This is a genomic window from Streptomyces canus (assembly GCF_041435015.1).
Taxonomy (GTDB): domain Bacteria; phylum Actinomycetota; class Actinomycetes; order Streptomycetales; family Streptomycetaceae; genus Streptomyces; species Streptomyces canus_G.
Genome location: NZ_CP107989.1, coordinates 6,989,338 through 7,005,309 on the forward strand (window position 1 = coordinate 6,989,338; position 15,972 = coordinate 7,005,309).

Genomic DNA, 15,972 nt, shown 5'->3' on the forward strand with positions numbered 1-15,972 from the left:
CGTGTTGTCGCCTGTCGGTCCTACCCGAAGCCCGGAACCACCAACACCAGCCACACCACCGCGGGTACCACCGCCACCACGATGCCCCCGTAGATCATCAACTGCCGGAAGAAACGCTCGCGGTCCACGTCCGGTGCCGCGGCCAGCACCAGCGCGCCGTTCGTCGAGAACGGGCTCACGTCCACGACCGTCGCCGAGACCGCCAGCGCCGCCACCATCCCGACCGCCCCGATCTCGCCCTGCGCGAGGAACGGCACCGCCAGCGGGATCAGCGCGCCCATGATCCCCACGGACGAGGCGAACGCGGAGACGATCGCGCCGATGTAGCACAGCAGCACGGCGGCCAGCAGCGGGACGCCGATGCCGCCGACGCCCTCACCGGCCCACTTGATCGTGCCGATCTCCTCCAGCACGCCGACGTAGGTGAGGACACCGCAGATCAGCAGCACCGTGGACCAGGCGATCTGCCCGACCGCCTTGCGGCTGTCCTCCGGCCAGGCGGCGCTCAGGATCACCGCGAGGGTGATGGACGTGAGCCCGGCGTCGAGGTCGAAGGCGAGGACGGCGACGACGAGGGCGACCAGAGCGGTGAGGGTGGCGATCCGGGCGGGAGTGAGACGGGTGGTGTCGGGGGCCTCGGTGCGCGTGGCCACGGCGGTGGCGGGGCCGGTGCCGGAGGAGGGAGCGGCGAGGGCGGAGGGAGCGGGGCCGGTGCCGTCGGCCGGTGCGTCCCGCTTGTCGGGAGCGCCCCCGGACCCGGCGGCCTCCTCCAACGGGACCGCACCCTGCGCCCACAGCTTCAGCCCGCCGAACAGCACGAACATCACGCCCGCGATGACGAGGTTGACGATGAGCGAGGCAAGGAAGAGGAACACCTCGTTGCCCGGGAGGTGCTCGCGCTCCACGATGCCGTTGACGATCGTGCCGTAGATGCTGATCGGGGAGAAACCGCCGCCCTGGGCGCCGTGCACGACCATCGCGCCCATCAGCAACGGGCTGATCCCGTACCGCGCGGCGAAGCTCAGCGCGATCGGCGCGACGATCGCCACCGCGGCCGGGCTGACCGCGCCGATCGCCGTCAGCGCGCCGGTGATCGCGAACATCACCCACGGGATCAGCGCCACCCGCCCCCGCACGAGCCGGATCGACGCGTGGACCAGCCAGTCCGTGGTGCCGTTGGCCCGCGCGATCGCGAACAGGTACGTCACGCCGACGAGGACGACGAACAGGTCGCCGGGGAAGCCGGCGAAGATGCCGTCCGCGTCGAGGTCGGCGACGAGCTCGCCCACGGCGAAGGCGGCGGCGAAGGCGAGGGCGCCCATGTTGACGGAACGGGTGGTGGCGATGACGAAGACCACGACCAGGACGAGGATCGAGATGAGTTCTGGGGACATACGGGCTCCCGTCGTTGGGCCCCGGAGCGGTGGGGTGGCCGACTGGCTCAGTGGTCAATTGGCTGAGCCACTCAGCCACATGGGGGGATGGCTGGTTAGCGTGGTGCGGACCGCGCGGCCCGTCAAGGGGGCGCGCAAAATTGGCTCAGCCACTTGGCCAATTGGCCACCTATGGGGTGTTACTCTCCCGACGAACGAGAGGGGGACCCGTGACCGACGCCCTGCGCCCCATGACCAAGCCGCGGCTCTACGAGCAGGTGCTCGACCGGCTGCGCCAGTACGTCGCCGAGGGCGGGCTCCGGGCCGGCGACCGGCTCCCGCCCGAGCGCGACCTGGCCACCCGCCTCGGCGTCAGCCGGGCCTCCGTGAAGCAGGCGATCGTCGTGCTGGAGGTCCAGGGGCTGGTCGAGGCCCGGCACGGCGGCGGGACGTATCTCGTCCGGGACAGCCTCGATGTCGAGCCCGTCGAGAAGATGGTCGAGCGTCGCCGGCGCCTGCCCGATGTCCTCGACGCCCGCGAGGCCCTGGAGACCAAGCTCGCCGAACTGGCCGCCGAGCGCCGAACGGACGAGGACCTCGTCGCCATGCGCATGGCCCTCGCCAAGATGGCCGGGGAGATCGAGGACGGCGGTCACGGCATCGAGGGCGACCGGCTGTTCCACGCGGCCGTCACCGCCGCCGCGCACAGCGCTCTGCTCGCGGAGTTCATGCGCTCCATCGCCGACCAGATCGCCGAGAGCCGCACCGAGTCGCTGCGCCAGCCGCACCGCCCCGAGCGTTCCCTCGCCCAGCACCGGGCGATCCTCGACGCGATCGCCCTCCAGCGCCCGGGTCAGGCGGCCACGGCGATGCGCCGCCATGTCCGTACGGTGGCGAAGGTACGGCTGCTGGACTGGGAGCCGGAGGAGGGCGAGTAGCGGCGACCGCCGCGCGTCGAGGGTGACCCGGGATCGCGCTACCGCGCGGCCCGCAGCACCGCTTCCACCACCGTCCGCACCGACGCCGGGTGCAGGAACAGGAAGAGGTTCGGCTCGACCAGCTCCAGTTCCATCACCCGTGGCTGCCCGTCCTCGCCGTCGACGAGGTCCACGCGCGCGAACAGCAGCTCCGGCGCATCCGGTACGGCGGCCAGGGCGCGCTCGGCGACCGCGAGTTCGGCCGGGGTCGGCGTCCAGGGCTCCAGGCCCGGGTGGGCCACCTTGGTCGCGTCGAAGGCCGTCCCCGGAGCGAGGACCGCCCGCTTGCGGCTGGCGTGCAGCAGCCGGCCCCCGAAGAACTGCAGTGCCCGCTCACCGCCCGTGTCGATGCCCCGCATGTACGGCTGCACCATCGCGGTCAGCCCCTCGGCGTGCATGCGCTCCAGCTGCCGTACGGCACTGTCGTGCTGCTCGGGCGTGTACCGCGCGGCATACCGCGCGCCCGCCCCGGACGTGGGCTTGACGACGTACTCGTGGTCGCGGGGCAGATCGGCCGGGTCGCCGGGCGCGAGATACCGGGTCGGCACCACCGGCACCCCCGCCTCCGCGAGCTCCCCGATGTACCGCTTGTCGGTGTTCCAGCGCACGACTTCCACCGGGTTGGCGAGCCGCGTCACCTTGCCGCACCGCTCGGCCCACGCCACGAACTCGGCCGCCCGCCAGCTGTAGTCCCAGGTGGACCGGATGACGGCCAGGTCGTACCCGGCCCAGTCGACCTCACTGTCGTCCCAGAACACGGCCTCCGTCTCGGCCCCGGCCTCGCGCAGCGCGGCCACCAGCACGGGCAGATCGGCGTCCTTGCTGGGTTCGGGTCGGGGGTCGTAGGTGACGAGGGCTATGCGGGGCACGGCGGGTTCCTTTCCCATGGGTCTCGTCCGGCAGGCTATCCGCGGCAGGGGAAAGCACGGCAATCCGTTTACCTTCCCCCTTGGTGAAGCCCCACCATCGAGGGCGAGGAACGGAGGAGGCCGTATGGAGTGGCTGACGATCGGGGCCTTCGCGCGGGCGTGCCGCCTGTCGCCGAAGGCGTTGCGGCTCTACGACGAGCTGGAGCTGCTGCGTCCGGCCCGCGTCGACGCGGCGACGGGCTACCGCTACTACACGCCGGCCCAGCTCGAGCAGGCCCGGCTGGTGGCATGGCTGCGGCGGCTGGGCATGCCACTGGCCCGGATCCGTACGGTGTGCGCGCTCCCGCCCGCTGCCGCCGCCGACGAGATCCGCGCGTACTGGGCGCAGGTCGAGGCGGAGACGGCCGTACGGCGGGATCTCGCCGCGTTCCTCGTCGACGAGCTGACGGCGACGCCGAGGAAGGACACCACCGTGCTCGAACTGCGTTACTCCGCCCACTCGGACCGGGGCCTGGTCCGCGCCGCCAACCAGGACACCGCCCACGCGGGCGCCCGCCTGCTCGCGATCGCCGACGGCTACGGCCCGGCGGGCGCCCCCGCCAGCAGCGCGGCCGTGGCGGCGCTGCGGTTCCTGGACACGGCCGACCTCCCGGCCGGCAACGTCCTCAACCTCCTGGCGGACGCCGTGCACGGGGCGACCGAGGCGGTACGGGACGTGGCCGGCACCGACGAGAACGGCACGACCCTGACCGCCCTGCTGTGGACCGGCTCCCGCCTCGCCCTGGTGCACATCGGCGACTCCCGCGCCTATCTCCTGCGTGGCGGCGCCCTCTTCCGCATCACCCACGACCACACGGTGGTCCAGTCGCTGATCGACGAGGGCCGGCTGACGGCGGAGGAGGCCGTCATCCACCCCCAGCGGGCCCTGCTCCTCAAGGCCCTCACGACCGGCACCCCGGACCTGAAACTGCACGACGCCGAACCCGGCGACCGCTATCTGCTGTGCTCCGACGGCCTCTCGGGCGTCGTCCCCGACACCACCATCCGCGAGCTGCTCGCCACCGCCACCGCCCCCGACACGGCCGTTCACTCCCTGGTCGACGCGGCGAACACCGCGGGCGGCCCGGACAACGTCAGCTGTGTGGTGGCGGACGTGGTGGAGACGGCGGCCCGAACCCCGGCATCATGACGGCCATGTCGATGTCCGGAACCGACGCGTACGACAGGGAACCCCACCTCCCCCCACTCGTCGAACGAGCCCTCGCCGCGGCCCGCGCCCACGACTTCCCCTACTCCTGCCGGCCCGAACAGGGCCGTCTGCTGCACGCCCTGGCGGGCGGGGCCCGGACCCTCATCGGGGAGACCGGTACGGGCTGCGGGGTGGGCCTGGCGTGGCTGGCGTCGGGGGCACGGGACGGCGTACGGCTCCTCAGCGTCGAGCGTGATCCGGAGCGCGCCCGCGTCGCCGCCGACGTGTTCGCCGACCGTCCTGACGTGCGGATCCTCCACGGCGACTGGCGGCGCATCGAGGACCACGGCCCCTACGACCTCCTCGTCCTCGACGGCGGCGGCACCGGCAAGACCCCCGACGACACCCCGGCCGACCCGGCCCGCCTCCTCACTCCGGGCGGCAGAATCGTGATCGACGACTTCACCCCGGCGTCGGACCGGCCGCCCCGGCACGGCGGTTCCGTGGACCGCCCCCGTGTCTTCTGGCTGGAGCACCCCGCCCTGGACACCGTCGAACTCCCCCTGGCCGAGGACCTGGCCACGCTGGTGGGCACGCGGCGCAGGAGCGGCGGGCGGTAGGGCACGATCAGCGCACCGTGAGCCTCTGCAGCAGGCCCCACGTGAACTCGGCCACCACCTCCCGGCGCACGCCCTTCTCGTCCGGGGCCGTGAACGTCAGGCCCCAGCGCGTCGGGGCCGTGCCCTCCAGGGGGCGGGCCGGGGGGAAGGCCCGGGCCGCCTCGTCCACGGTGCAGGACCAGGGGGTGAGGCCTTCGAGGGTGCGAAGGTCAGGGCCTTCGGCTTCCGGTGCCCTGATCAGCCACTCGTTCCACACCGTCGAGCCGTTCGGCGCCAGGAGTGCCTCGAAGCGGAGGTCGGGCCAGAGGGGGACGGGCCAGAGCCAGGCCTCGCACTCCAGGTCGCCGACCTTGCGGGTGAGGACCGTCTCGGGGGCACCCAGGACCGAGCGGTAGCGCGAGGCGGGGGTGCGGGCCCGATGCGGGGGAGAACGGATCATCGCCTGCCAGCGCTTGTTGGCCTCCCGCATGTCCGCGATCGAGACGCCCAGCGTGTGCCGGGCGTCCTCCACCAGGCCGGGGTTGTGGTCGGCCATGCGGCGCAGCAGGACCAACTGGAAGTCGAGCGGGGTGAAGGGCGCGCTAGCCGCCTGCTTTCCGGAGGGCATGCCCCCCATCGTCCCCCACGGCACTGACACCGGGACGGCGTCCGTCCGGCAGGAAGAGGACCGAGTTGATGTACCGGGGGCGGTGGAGGAAGGGCAGGACCCGACGGAGGAGACCCTGGTTGACGACGTACGACGCCGTCGCCTGGTGTGCCTCCAGGGGGAAGCCGGACAGCGGGACCCAGGTGGCGCGGGGCAGCACCCAGCCGTCGTAGCCGAGGAGGGACAAGTACGTCACCACCGGGGCGATCGGCTGGATCCGGGACTCCAGTTCGACGAAGAGCGCGGGCCGGTCGCGCGCGAGGATTCCCGTGGCCCCGCGCAGCACCGCCAGCTCGCTCCCGTCCACGTCGATCTTGATGAAGCCGACGTCCTTGAGATCCAGTTCGTCCAGCGTGACGCAGCGGACGTCCACCGCCCGGCCGTGGATGTCCCGCCGGACCAGGGAGGACACCCCCCGGTCGCCCTCGTCGCCGGGCGGCAGCCACAGCCGGGCCGTGCCCGGCCGGTCCGTGGCGGCGGCCTGCACGACCTGGACGTTCGCCGGTGCCGCCGCGGTCAGCAGCCGGGCCAGATGGGGTACCGGCTCGACGGTCACCACCCGCCGCGCCCGCCCGGCCAGCCGCCGCGTCCACGGCCCGTACCAGCCGCCCACGTCCACCGCCGTCCCGCAGTCCGCCGGACACAGGTCGGCAAGGCGCGCCAGCTCCGGTTCGAAGCGCGGGTACACGGCCCGGGCGGCCGCCGCGACCAGCCGGGTGGGCAGAAGGGGGGCCACTCTGGCAGCCCAGGTACGAGCCGGTCCGGTCATGGAGCCATCCCGGGGGTCTGGGGGGAACCCCCGGTGCAGCGCCGCAGTAAGTCTTCGTGTTCGTCGTCCGTCACCTGCTCGCCGGAGGCGGGCAGCAACTGCGGGATGCCGTCGACGATCGGATAGCGCCGGCGCAGTCGCGGGTTGTACAGGGCCTCGTCCGGCGGTACGAGATGCAGGGGGCCCTTGTCGAGCGGGCAGCCCAGGATCTGCAGCAGCGGGTCGTCGGGGTTCATGGGGGCGTCAACTCCTTGGCACCGATGGGGGGTTTGGGCGCCGGATCGTGCTTGGGCATGCTGAGCAGTACGGCGACGGCGAGCACCGTGCCCGCGAGGCGCAGCGCGAGTCGCAGCGGGTCGTGGGGCAGGGACTCGCCGAAGGAGAGTGTGCCGAGCACCGCCGTGTACAGGCAGGTCACCGTCGTGCACACCGGCACGATCAGCGAGGCCCGGCAGCGTTGCAGCGCCGCCTGCGACATCACCAGACCGAACGCCCCGGTGAACAACAGGAGATACGGATACGGAGAGGCCAACAGCTCAACTACCGCTCCACCAAGTCCACTTGACGTCAGATAACTCGACACGCCCTTGATCGCGAGCGAGCTGACCCCGTACAGCAGGCCCACCGCCACGCCGTACTCGACGCCGGTCGTCGGCATGCGGTGCCGGTGCCTGGTGCGCCGCTCGGCGGACCCGTACAGCCACACGCCCGCCGCCAGCGACGGCACGCACACCAGCAGGATCAGCTGGTACGGGGCGTCCCGGCTGACGTGGTCCGAACCCTCCTTCAGCGACAGCACGACCATGAGGAGCGCGGCGAGGATGGCGCCCAGCGCGTACCGCTCCCGGCCGGTCGTCTCCTCGCCCAGCAGCCGGGCCGACAGCAGGACGAGCAGCACCAGACCGGAGACGAAGATGCCCTGCGCGGCCGCGATCGGCAGCGTCCGGTAGACCGCGAGCTGCGCCCCGAACCCGGCCGCCAGCGAAAGCGAACCACCGATCCACAGTGGACTTCGGAGGACCAGCCCGAGCAGCCGCGCCGGTTGCCGGATCGACACCTCGGGCAGGGAGGTGAGCGCCCGTTTCTCCAGGACGAATCCGACGCTGTACAGGGTGTTCGCCAACAGGGCCGCCGCCACTCCCCACCACATCGTCCCGCCCCCTAGGTCTTGCGCGCATGCAGCAGCAGGATCGACGCGAGCGACGGTCTGGCACACGCCAGCCGGTCCAGCGCGCGCAGCGGACGCGGCACACCGTGGAAGGGCGCCCCCTCCAGTCGTACGACCTCGAAACCGGCCGCCGCGACGAACTCCCGGAGCGCACGGGCCGTGTACAGCCGCAGATGCCCCACGACCTCCCGCCCCGGCCTGCCGTGGATGGCCCGCAGGCTCACCTCCGAGAACACCGGCTGGACGCCGGCCAGCAGCAGCCCGCGGTTGTACCAGGCGGCCAGGTTCGGTGTGGACAGCATGAGATGACCTCCCGGGCGCAGGATGCGGCGGATCTCGTCGAGCGCGGCGTCCGGGTCGACGAGATGCTCGACGACCTCGCTGAACAGCACGGCGTCGACGGACGCGGACGCGAACGGCAGCCCGGGACCGGTGAGTTCGCCGCGGACGGCGTACGGCAGCCGGGTCCGGGCGCGTTTCAGGGCGTCCTGGGACCAGTCGACGCCGACGATCGTGTGGCCGGTGAGGAGCGGTGCCGCCGTGGCGGCCGCGGTGCCGTCGCCGCAGCCGATGTCGAGGACGGTGCGCCGGGTCCTTCCGGGGGCTCCGAGGGCCGTGGCCAGCATGCGGGCCTGGCGCAGTGAGCGGGGGGTGCCGGAGGCGACGGGGACGGCGGGGTCCTCGTAGAAGTCTCTGAGGCCGCCGCCGCGGCGCGGGGGTGCGGTGGTGTTCACGGTGCCACCTCCGTGGTGCGCAGGTAGTGCTCGAACAGGTCCCGCAGGTGGGTGCCGTCGCCGTGGCTGAGCAGGGCGCGGGACCAGCGCAGCGCGAGATGCAGCCGGCCCGCGGTGGAGGCGGTCGTGACCGTGAGGCCGCGGGGCATCCGCGCGGGCGCCGAGAACCACACGGCGTGCGCGCGGCCGGCCTCCTCACCGAAGTCCAGGGGGTACGGGATGCGGCCGATGTTGCTGAGAAGGGTGGTGGAGGTCCAGGGAGCCGCCGCCCTGCGGAGGCCGCGGGTGAGGGCGGCCCGCCAGGCGACCGGGGTGACCGGGGCGGTGAGGACGCCTGCGCCGTGGCCGAGCTGGGGACGGCTGAGGGATTTGAGGGCGCGGGTTCGTTGTGCCGTGCGGCTCAGGAGTTCCGGCATGTCTTTCGGTTTCTTCGCCAACTCCTCTGGTGAGAAGGGAACTTCGACTAGTCGGGTGCCGTTTCCTATCTCCATCGTCATGTCCCTGGGGCGGTCGTCCACGGGCATGGTGATGCGCAGGGGGCGGGGGGCTTCTCCGTGCTCCCTGTTCCAGTGGGCGATCGTCAGGGCCGTGGCGACCATGAGCTGGTCGTTGACCGTGTAGGGGGAGCCCTTGGGGCGGCGGGAAAGGGCGAGTTCGGTGACGAGGAGGCCGTTGCCGGGGGAAGGTTCGGGTGTGCCTTGGGCTACGCGGGCCGGGCGGGTCCAGTTGGAGGGGGTGTTCTCGGGGGGTGCGGGGGGTTCTTGTGGGCGAGTGGGCGCGGGTGTCGGGGAGTTGTCCTTACCGCCGTAGATTTCTGCGGCTGTGGCGAGGATGCGGAGGCAGGCGGGGCCGTCCAGTGCGGTGTGGTTGATGGTGAGGAAGAGGACGGTAGAGGTCGTCTTTCGGGTGCGGCTGAGTGGGGGCTGGTCGCGCAGTTCCCCGCGCCCCTGGGGTGGGTGCACTCCTACCAAGTCGGTCGCCTCGCTACCTTCTGCCGGGCCTGCCTCCTCGACCACCTCCAGTCGTATGGGTGGAGACAGCGAGAGCGGTGGTGTTTCCATCAGCGCCCTTGTCCTCGCGTCCCGTAGTGCGTTCCTCCCCGGATTCGGAAAGGCCACCACCTCCACATCCGGCTCCGCCGTCAGTTCCCACTCGTAGCGGCGGCGGTACCAACCCCCCGGAGCCTCCCGCATCAGGATCCGCGGGTGGCGGTGCAGGGCCTCCAGGAACGCCTTCCGGAGCCGGGACCGGTCCAGCCGTCCCGGCAGGTGCACCTCGATGTGGACCGTCTCCGGTTCCTCCTCCTGGAGGCAGTGGCGGGAGACCTCGTCGACCACCGGGAACGGGATGCGTGTCGGTGGGGTCATGTCGGTTCCGTCCTCCCCTTGCTCACCTCGACCGGCGGCAGGTGCTGGGTCGGTGCCTCGGAGTCGGGCGGTGTCTCTTGCTCACGCACACTCACCAGAGCCGCGAACAATCCGATCAGGGCCAGGAGTTGAGCCACGTGACCGAAGGCCCCGTCCGCCGCGCCCACCGGCTCACCGGCTCCCACCGCCGCGGCGATCCCCGCCCCGGTCAGTGCCACGAAGGCGATCGGCACCAGCAGTCCGTGGCGCCGGGACGCGAGCAGCGCCAACGCCGGGACCAGCAGGGCGAACCAGCCCGCGACGACCACGCCCACCACCGTGAGCGACACGACTCCTAGCCACACTCCCGGCGCCGGGGGCACCCGCTGCGGCTCGTCCGGGTTCGGGGAGCGCCTGCGCCACAGCACCAGGCCCACCAGCACCGCCAGTGCGACCCCGCTGCCGATCAGCGCGCCGTCGTAGGTCGTCGCGGGCTCGTACGACAGCTTCACCGTGCCGCCCTCCCCCGCGGGGATGCGCCAGCCCTGCTGCCAGCCGTCGAGCCGCAGCGGGGACAGCGACTTCCCGTTCAGGGTGGCCTTCCAGCCGTCGTTGTAGTTCTCGTACGTCGTGAGGTACGAGGCGGCGCCCGACCCCACGGTCACCTCGCGTTTGTCGCCGAGCCAGTCCCGGATCCGCAACTCCCGTGCCAGGGAGGTCGGTTCGGCGACGGTGCCGCGGGTCAGGGTGACGCCGGTCAGGGCGAGCGGCCCGGCGTCCCCGCCCTCGACGACGTGCTCACCGGAAGCGAGGGACAACTCGGCGTCCGAGCGGCCCGACTGACAGAGCGTCACTGTCAGCTCCCGCCGGTCGGTCAGGTCCCGGATCCGGCCCGACACACCGGTCTGGTACAGCTTCCCGTCGACCGCGAGCACCGGCCCCTGGCCGCACGGCAGGGAGAACTTCCGCGTGGCCTTCGGCTGCGGGGTCCGGTACTGGTCGAGGGCCGGGATGTAGGCCTCCGTGAGCCCCACCGGGAGTTGGAGATCCTCGTCCGCGACCGGGTTGTGCAGGGTCAGCGGGGCCGTCTTGGTGATCGTGATGTCGAGGCGGTCGGTCGTGATCGCCGGGAAGCGCACCGCGCCGTTCTCGTCGACGCCGGCGACCGTGGCGCCGTCGGGCGAGGTGATGTCGACCTCGGTGGGGCGGGAGGAGAGTCCGCCGGCGGGCGCCAGCACCACTTCGCCGATGGGCTGTTTGCCGTTCCAGCTGAGGTGGACGGTGGGCCGGTCGCCCGCGATCCAGGCCGTGGTGAGGTCGCCGTCGGTGAGGTTGCGGGCGGACAGGCCCGTGCCGAGGCCGGCCGTGGAGTCGGCGGTGGCGGTGATGCGGTCGCGCTGGTCGGGGGCGACCTCGTACAGCAGCTTGTCGAGTTCCTCTCCGGCCACCGGTACCGCGCTCGCCTTCACCGAGTACGTTCCCGTGGCCGCCGTGTCGAAGCGGCGGTGCAGGCCGGCCTCGGTGCCGGTCGGGGAGATCCCGGCCGGGTCGGGGACCCGGTGCAGGGAGACGATCTCGGCGGGCGCGTCGGAGGAGTCCGCGTCCGCCGGCAGCCGCAGCAGCCGGGTCACCTGCACGTCCGGCAGGGCGATCTCGGAGAACCCGGCCCCGGCGAGACCGGTCCGGCGCGCGACCGAGTCGACGATCGTCAGCTTCATCCAACCCGTCGTACCCGGAGGGGCCTTGACGCTCTGCGTCGATCCGTCGGCCCGCAGGAAACTGGTGCGTGAGCCGTTCTCCGTCTCCACCCGCACCTTGGTCGCCGCCGACCGCACGCTCTCCTGCGGCAACGGCGTGACCTTGAACGAGGAGGGCATGTCGTACGCGGGGTCGGAGAACCCGATCCGCAGCCACTGCCCGTCCGGCGAGCCCGCCATGCCCTCCGCCCAGGCGGTGTCCGGGTTGCCGTCGAAGGCGTTGACCGGGTCGAACTGCGGGAGGTGGAACAGCCAGTTGCCGTACGACGACGCCGTCACCGTGCGGGCGCCGCGCAGTTCGGCCACCGTCTGGTGCGAGAGTCCCTTGGCCGGCAGGATCTGGTGCGGCTTCTCGCCGGCGTCCTGGGTGGCCCCGGAGGCGTTCCGCTCGTCCTCGGTGTACGTGTACGAGGTGTTCGCGTTGACGAGCCCGAACCGGGTGTCCGCGCGCCGCAGCCCGTCGCCGACGACCTGGAGCGGCGGGGTGCCGAGCCCCGGGTGGTTGTCACCGGTCAACACCGTGGCCCGGCCCCGGAGTTCGGTCGCCAGCGGCAGCAGCGACTCGGGTCCGCCCGAGACCTGGACGGTGTCGGCGACCGGCTGCAGCCCCGCCTGACCGGGCCGTGGCACGTCCTCGCTCGCCGGACGGAAGATCTCCACCGCCCGCTGCCTCGGGTACAGCCCTTCGATCTGGAGCGGGGTGTCGTGCGCGATCTTCCCGCCCGTCATGAGCGGCCCGAGGCCGGTCACCCGCTCGTAGCCGGACTGTTCGAGGGCCCGCTTGACGACCGAGGACGACACGGTGCCGATCTGGTCCGGGTCGAGGTCGTTGCGGACGACGACGTAATAGACCCCGGCCCGGCTCAAGTAGTCCGCGAGTCCCGGGATCTGACCGCCGGTCAGCAGCGCCTGCTCGACCGCGTCCGTCGTGCGCCGGTTGCCGGGGGTGCCGAAGGGGACGTAGTCCCGTTGGGCCCACCGGGACTCGGCGAGCACGTCGAGCGGTTGGTCGATGGGGGAGCCCCAGGAGTAGATGCCGTGGGCGGTCGCGGGGACGACGAGGGCGCGCGAGTCGGGGGAGTACTTCTTCAGCCAGTCGGCCGTGGACTGCCAGTACGTGGGCAGTTGCTGGAAGGAGCCCGGGTTCAGGATCGTGCCGTTGAGATACGGCCACATCAGCCCGGGCAGGACGAGGACCGCCGCGATCAGCGGTGCGTACCGGCGTCCTCTCATCTCACGCGCCCCGCGCGGTTCGGCGGCCACGCCCACCAGATGGGAGAGGCCCAGCACCAGCGCGAGCGCCAGCCCCGGCTGGAACTTGTAGATGTTGCGGAAGGGGGCGAGGCCGCCGTCCAGCCAGTCCTGCACGAGCCCGTGGAAGGGTGCGCCGAACGCGCCGCCGTATCCCGCGAGCAGCACCAGGACGGCGGTCAGCACGGTCAGCACCAGCCACCGGCGTTCCGGCATGTCCCGCCGCGCCAGGCCCGCGAGACCGAGGCCGGCCGCGAGCGCCGAGCAGAGGATCACGATCACCGAGGAGGCCACGGTCCAGCCGGCCGGCAGCCACGCCTCCCCCAGATGCAGATAGGCGACCCAGTTCCCGGCCCCGCGCAGGGCCTCCGTCGCCGACATCGTCTCGGTCGTGGTCCGCGCGCTCTCGACGTACGGCAGGAAGTTCTCGCCGTAGAGGCCGAGCAGCAGGAGGGGGATCACCCACCAGGCCGTCGCCAGGATCACGCCCGGTACCCACCAGGCGATCAGCTTGCGCTGCCGGGGACCGGGTGGCCGGGAGAGGAGGTACAGGCCGACGGGCAGCAGAGAGGCCAGTGTGGAGGCCGCGTTCACCCCGCCCATGAAGGGGATGACCAGCGCCGAGCGCAGGGCGGCGATCCGGGCGCTGTAGCGCTCGTTCGTCAGCGGCAGCAGCACCCACGGCAGGAAGGCGCCGGGCAGTGCCGCGGCGGAGGTCGAGCCGATGACGATGGTGAAGACCGGCCACAGGGCGTATGCGACGGCGGCGAGCAGACGGGACGCCCCGTTGCCCACGCGCAGCCGCTCGGCCAGCCGCAGCGCGCCCCAGAAGGCGACCGACACGATCAGCGACAGCCACAGCCGCTCCACCAGCCACACCGGCAACTGGAGGGCGTGGCCCAGCCAGTAGAACGGCAGCATCGGCCACAGATAGCCGACGTACTGGTCCTGGATCCCGCCGAAGGAGCCCTGGTCGTGCCACAACTGCCCGAGATCGGCGAGGAAGCGCCCCGGGTCCGAGGTGACGCCCAGCTTGGTGTCGAAGGTCTGCCGGCCCGGGTGCACCACGAGGAACAGCACGAAGACCACGGCCCAGAACCCCAGCAGCCAGCGCCGCGACCGCGGGCCCTCCGGGGGGCCCGCCATGCTCGCGGTGGTGGGGACGGCTGCCGGAGGAGGGGCCTGGACCGTGGACGTCGTCATGGTGGACACCGCCGGAGGATGAGGAGGAGGTTCCAGGTGGCCACCTCACGGATCCCGGGAGCCCGGACGACGGTCTCCGCGAGGAAGGGCCAGTAGCGGGAGCGCGCCGAGACGACCGTGACGTCGTCCCGGGCACGCACCTGCCGCAGGGTCGGGCCGATGTGCACGGCGAACAGGTTCTCGCCGAGGGTGTGCTTCGCGGCCTTTCCGGTACGGCGCCGATAGCGGGCACGGGCCCGTTCGGCGCCCAGGTAGTGCCAGGGCGCCCACTCGTGACCGCCCCACGGGGACAGCCAGTTGGTGAACGACACGTAGATCAGCCCACCGGGCCGGGTGACCCGCACGAGCTCACTGAGGAAGGTCTCCGGATCGGCCACGTGCTCCAGCACGTTGGAGGAGAAGGTGACGTCGGCGGCCGCGTCCCGCAGGGGGAGCAGATAGCCGTCGGCGATCACGGTGGAGTCGGGTGGCTTCGCTCCCAGTTCGGTCGGATCGGGCTCGAAGAGGAACGCGTCGGCACCCCGTCTGCGGAACTCCTCGGTGAAGTACCCGCTGCCGCCGCCGACGTCCACGACGGTACGGCCGGCGACGGGACCGTCGTAGGCCTCGACCTGGTCCACGGCGTCGCGGGCGAGCAGCGCGTAGCAGGACTCGGGGTCGTCCTGCTCATGGAGGAAGGCCCGGAAGAGAGTGAGGGAACGCCGAAGGGAGGGGTCCTTCGCCCGAGGCCGTGTCACGGTCCCCAGCCCCTCACCGCCTCGGCGGCAACGGCCCGGAACTGTCTGACGGTCCGATGCCAGCGATACCGGGCCGCCCGGTCCCGGGCGGCCTTGCCCATCAGCTCACGGCGATGCCCCGACAGGGCGAGGGCGCACCAGGCGGCGGCGAACGAGGACTCGCCCCGCGCGAGCACGCCCGTCTCCCCGTCCACGACGGAGTCCCGCAGTCCGGGCACATCGAAGGCGATGGTCGGCGTCATTCGGGTCGCGGCCTCGGTGACGACCAGCCCCCAGCCCTCCACGGCCGAGGGATGAAGCAGCAGCCACGCCTCGCACAACAGCCGGTGCTTCTCGGCCTCGGAGACATGCCCGGTGAACTCCACGCCAGGACCGGCGAGTTGCTCCAGCCGGGACCGCTCGGGCCCGTCTCCGACGATCACCAGCCGGCCACCGGTCACCGGCCGCACCCGCTCCCAGAGCCTCAGCAGCAGATCGATCCGCTTGTACTCGACCAGCCGGCCCACGGCGACGAAGAGCGGTTCGGGCGAGCGGCGGACGAGTGGCTCCGGCTCCTCGACGCCGTTGTGCACGACGCGGATACGGTCCCGCTCGACTCCGATCGCCCGCAGGGCGTGGGCCGTCGACGGGGACACGGCCACCAGCAGGCTCCGGTGTCTGGCCGCCGCACCGGCCAGGGCCCAGTGTTCGAGTCTTCGGCCGATCCGGGCGGCCGGCGCCAGGGGCCCGCCGAACCGCATCTTCCACAGGTCGGTGTGCACATGGTTGACCAGACACAGGGTGGGGCCGTGGTGCCACAGGGGCGCGAGGTACGGCATGCCGTTGCACACCTCGACCAGCAGATCGGTCTCGCCGACCTGGCGGGCGAAGGCAGTACGAGCGCGCAGATAGTGGCCGAACTCGCCGCCCGCCGACACGACGCGGTAGTCCCGGTAGGAGGCCGGGCCGCCGCACAGCAGGGTCACCTGGTGGCCGAGCCGGGTCAGTCCGTCGGCGAGCCGGTCGACCAGCAGCTCGGAGCCGCCGGCCGCGGGATTGTCCAGGTCACGATGGGCGAGAAAAACGATTCGGCGCGGAGGTGGGGGGAGCGCCGAGGAGTGGTGCGGGCTGTGCGATGAGGGTTGCCGCTGCGACGCCTGGGGAGGCGTGTGCAACGGATGGGGCACGTGCTGGGGCATAGGTGCTCCAACTCGTCTCAGGGTGCGGAACTCAGCAGTGTCTTTCCGTCTGGTTGTGGGGGGACTGAGCGTTTCCCAGGAGGAGGATGTGGACGGGCTGTGTTCAGGTGGGGTGGCACAGTTTTCGCCCACCCGTACGCCGTGGCTACTCACCC

The 15,972-nt window shown here is 72.1% G+C and carries 14 protein-coding genes; 3 read left to right on the forward strand and 11 right to left on the reverse strand.

Annotated elements, in window-relative coordinates:
- Window positions 1-20: 20 nt before the first annotated feature.
- Window positions 21-1,394 (reverse strand): SLC13 family permease, encoded by a 1,374-nt coding sequence (locus tag OG841_RS31875; RefSeq protein ID WP_328638233.1) that lies wholly within the window; start codon window positions 1,392-1,394, stop codon window positions 21-23.
- Window positions 1,395-1,603: 209 nt separating this feature from the next.
- Between OG841_RS31875 and OG841_RS31880 the strand changes: the two genes are divergently transcribed.
- Entirely contained in the window at window positions 1,604-2,311 is a 708-nt protein-coding gene (locus OG841_RS31880) for a FadR/GntR family transcriptional regulator (protein ID WP_328638232.1), read from the forward strand.
- A gap of 38 nt (window positions 2,312-2,349) precedes the next feature.
- Here the strand turns inward: OG841_RS31880 and OG841_RS31885 are convergent, their stop codons facing one another.
- A complete protein-coding gene (locus OG841_RS31885) occupies window positions 2,350-3,219 on the reverse strand; it encodes an ATP-grasp domain-containing protein (protein ID WP_371567502.1) in 870 nt (289 codons plus the stop codon).
- Window positions 3,220-3,343: 124 nt separating this feature from the next.
- Between OG841_RS31885 and OG841_RS31890 the strand changes: the two genes are divergently transcribed.
- A complete protein-coding gene (locus tag OG841_RS31890) occupies window positions 3,344-4,408 on the forward strand; it encodes a MerR family transcriptional regulator (RefSeq protein ID WP_365117509.1) in 1,065 nt (354 codons plus the stop codon).
- 5 nt (window positions 4,409-4,413) lie between these two features.
- Window positions 4,414-5,028 (forward strand): O-methyltransferase, encoded by a 615-nt coding sequence (locus tag OG841_RS31895; RefSeq protein WP_365117507.1) that lies wholly within the window; start codon window positions 4,414-4,416, stop codon window positions 5,026-5,028.
- A 7-nt stretch (window positions 5,029-5,035) separates the two neighbouring features.
- Here OG841_RS31895 and OG841_RS31900 read toward each other — a convergent pair whose 3' ends face one another.
- Genes OG841_RS31900 through OG841_RS31940 form a run of 9 tightly spaced genes read right to left on the reverse strand, consistent with a single transcriptional unit; the run spans window position 5,036 to window position 15,817 of the window.
- Window positions 5,036-5,635: a hypothetical protein gene (locus OG841_RS31900; RefSeq protein ID WP_371567504.1), complete on the reverse strand. Its 600-nt coding sequence runs from the start codon at window positions 5,633-5,635 to the stop codon at window positions 5,036-5,038.
- A complete protein-coding gene (locus tag OG841_RS31905; RefSeq protein WP_328638226.1) occupies window positions 5,610-6,443 on the reverse strand; it encodes an FkbM family methyltransferase in 834 nt (277 codons plus the stop codon). The genes OG841_RS31900 and OG841_RS31905 overlap by 26 nt, the downstream gene beginning before the upstream one ends.
- Window positions 6,440-6,679 carry a Trm112 family protein gene (locus OG841_RS31910; protein WP_328638225.1) on the reverse strand — a complete coding sequence of 80 codons (240 nt, stop codon included), beginning with the start codon at window positions 6,677-6,679 and terminating at the stop codon, window positions 6,440-6,442. Before OG841_RS31910 ends, OG841_RS31905 begins: the two co-directional genes overlap by 4 nt.
- The gene (locus tag OG841_RS31915; RefSeq protein ID WP_328643521.1) at window positions 6,676-7,581 is read right to left on the reverse strand and encodes a hypothetical protein; all 906 of its coding nucleotides are present in this window, start codon (window positions 7,579-7,581) and stop codon (window positions 6,676-6,678) included. Before OG841_RS31915 ends, OG841_RS31910 begins: the two co-directional genes overlap by 4 nt.
- Window positions 7,582-7,604: 23 nt before the next feature.
- Window positions 7,605-8,345 (reverse strand): class I SAM-dependent methyltransferase, encoded by a 741-nt coding sequence (locus OG841_RS31920; protein WP_371567507.1) that lies wholly within the window; start codon window positions 8,343-8,345, stop codon window positions 7,605-7,607.
- Window positions 8,342-9,712 carry a condensation protein gene (locus OG841_RS31925; RefSeq protein ID WP_328638223.1) on the reverse strand — a complete coding sequence of 457 codons (1,371 nt, stop codon included), beginning with the start codon at window positions 9,710-9,712 and terminating at the stop codon, window positions 8,342-8,344. Before OG841_RS31925 ends, OG841_RS31920 begins: the two co-directional genes overlap by 4 nt.
- Window positions 9,709-13,902, reverse strand: a complete 4,194-nt coding sequence (locus tag OG841_RS31930; RefSeq protein WP_371567509.1) for a DUF3367 domain-containing protein — start codon at window positions 13,900-13,902, stop codon at window positions 9,709-9,711. Before OG841_RS31930 ends, OG841_RS31925 begins: the two co-directional genes overlap by 4 nt.
- Window positions 13,899-14,639, reverse strand: coding sequence for a class I SAM-dependent methyltransferase (locus OG841_RS31935; protein WP_069759195.1), 741 nt, complete (start codon window positions 14,637-14,639; stop codon window positions 13,899-13,901). The genes OG841_RS31930 and OG841_RS31935 overlap by 4 nt, the downstream gene beginning before the upstream one ends.
- Entirely contained in the window at window positions 14,636-15,817 is a 1,182-nt protein-coding gene (locus OG841_RS31940; RefSeq protein ID WP_371567512.1) for a glycosyltransferase family 4 protein, read from the reverse strand. Before OG841_RS31940 ends, OG841_RS31935 begins: the two co-directional genes overlap by 4 nt.
- Between the last annotated feature and the right edge of the window lie 155 nt (window positions 15,818-15,972).

What these genes read in the sequence shown, in the direction of transcription:
- OG841_RS31875 (WP_328638233.1), bottom strand. Translation starts at nt 1,394, where the DNA reads ATGTCCCCAGAACTCATCTCGATCCTCGTCCTGGTCGTGGTCTTCGTC.
- OG841_RS31890 (WP_365117509.1), top strand. Translation starts at nt 3,344, where the DNA reads ATGGAGTGGCTGACGATCGGGGCCTTCGCGCGGGCGTGCCGCCTGTCG.
- OG841_RS31895 (WP_365117507.1), top strand. Translation starts at nt 4,414, where the DNA reads ATGTCGATGTCCGGAACCGACGCGTACGACAGGGAACCCCACCTCCCC.
- OG841_RS31900 (WP_371567504.1), bottom strand. Translation starts at nt 5,635, where the DNA reads ATGCCCTCCGGAAAGCAGGCGGCTAGCGCGCCCTTCACCCCGCTCGAC.
- OG841_RS31905 (WP_328638226.1), bottom strand. Translation starts at nt 6,443, where the DNA reads ATGACCGGACCGGCTCGTACCTGGGCTGCCAGAGTGGCCCCCCTTCTG.
- OG841_RS31910 (WP_328638225.1), bottom strand. Translation starts at nt 6,679, where the DNA reads ATGAACCCCGACGACCCGCTGCTGCAGATCCTGGGCTGCCCGCTCGAC.
- OG841_RS31925 (WP_328638223.1), bottom strand. Translation starts at nt 9,712, where the DNA reads ATGACCCCACCGACACGCATCCCGTTCCCGGTGGTCGACGAGGTCTCC.
- OG841_RS31930 (WP_371567509.1), bottom strand. Translation starts at nt 13,902, where the DNA reads ATGACGACGTCCACGGTCCAGGCCCCTCCTCCGGCAGCCGTCCCCACC.
- OG841_RS31940 (WP_371567512.1), bottom strand. Translation starts at nt 15,817, where the DNA reads ATGCCCCAGCACGTGCCCCATCCGTTGCACACGCCTCCCCAGGCGTCG.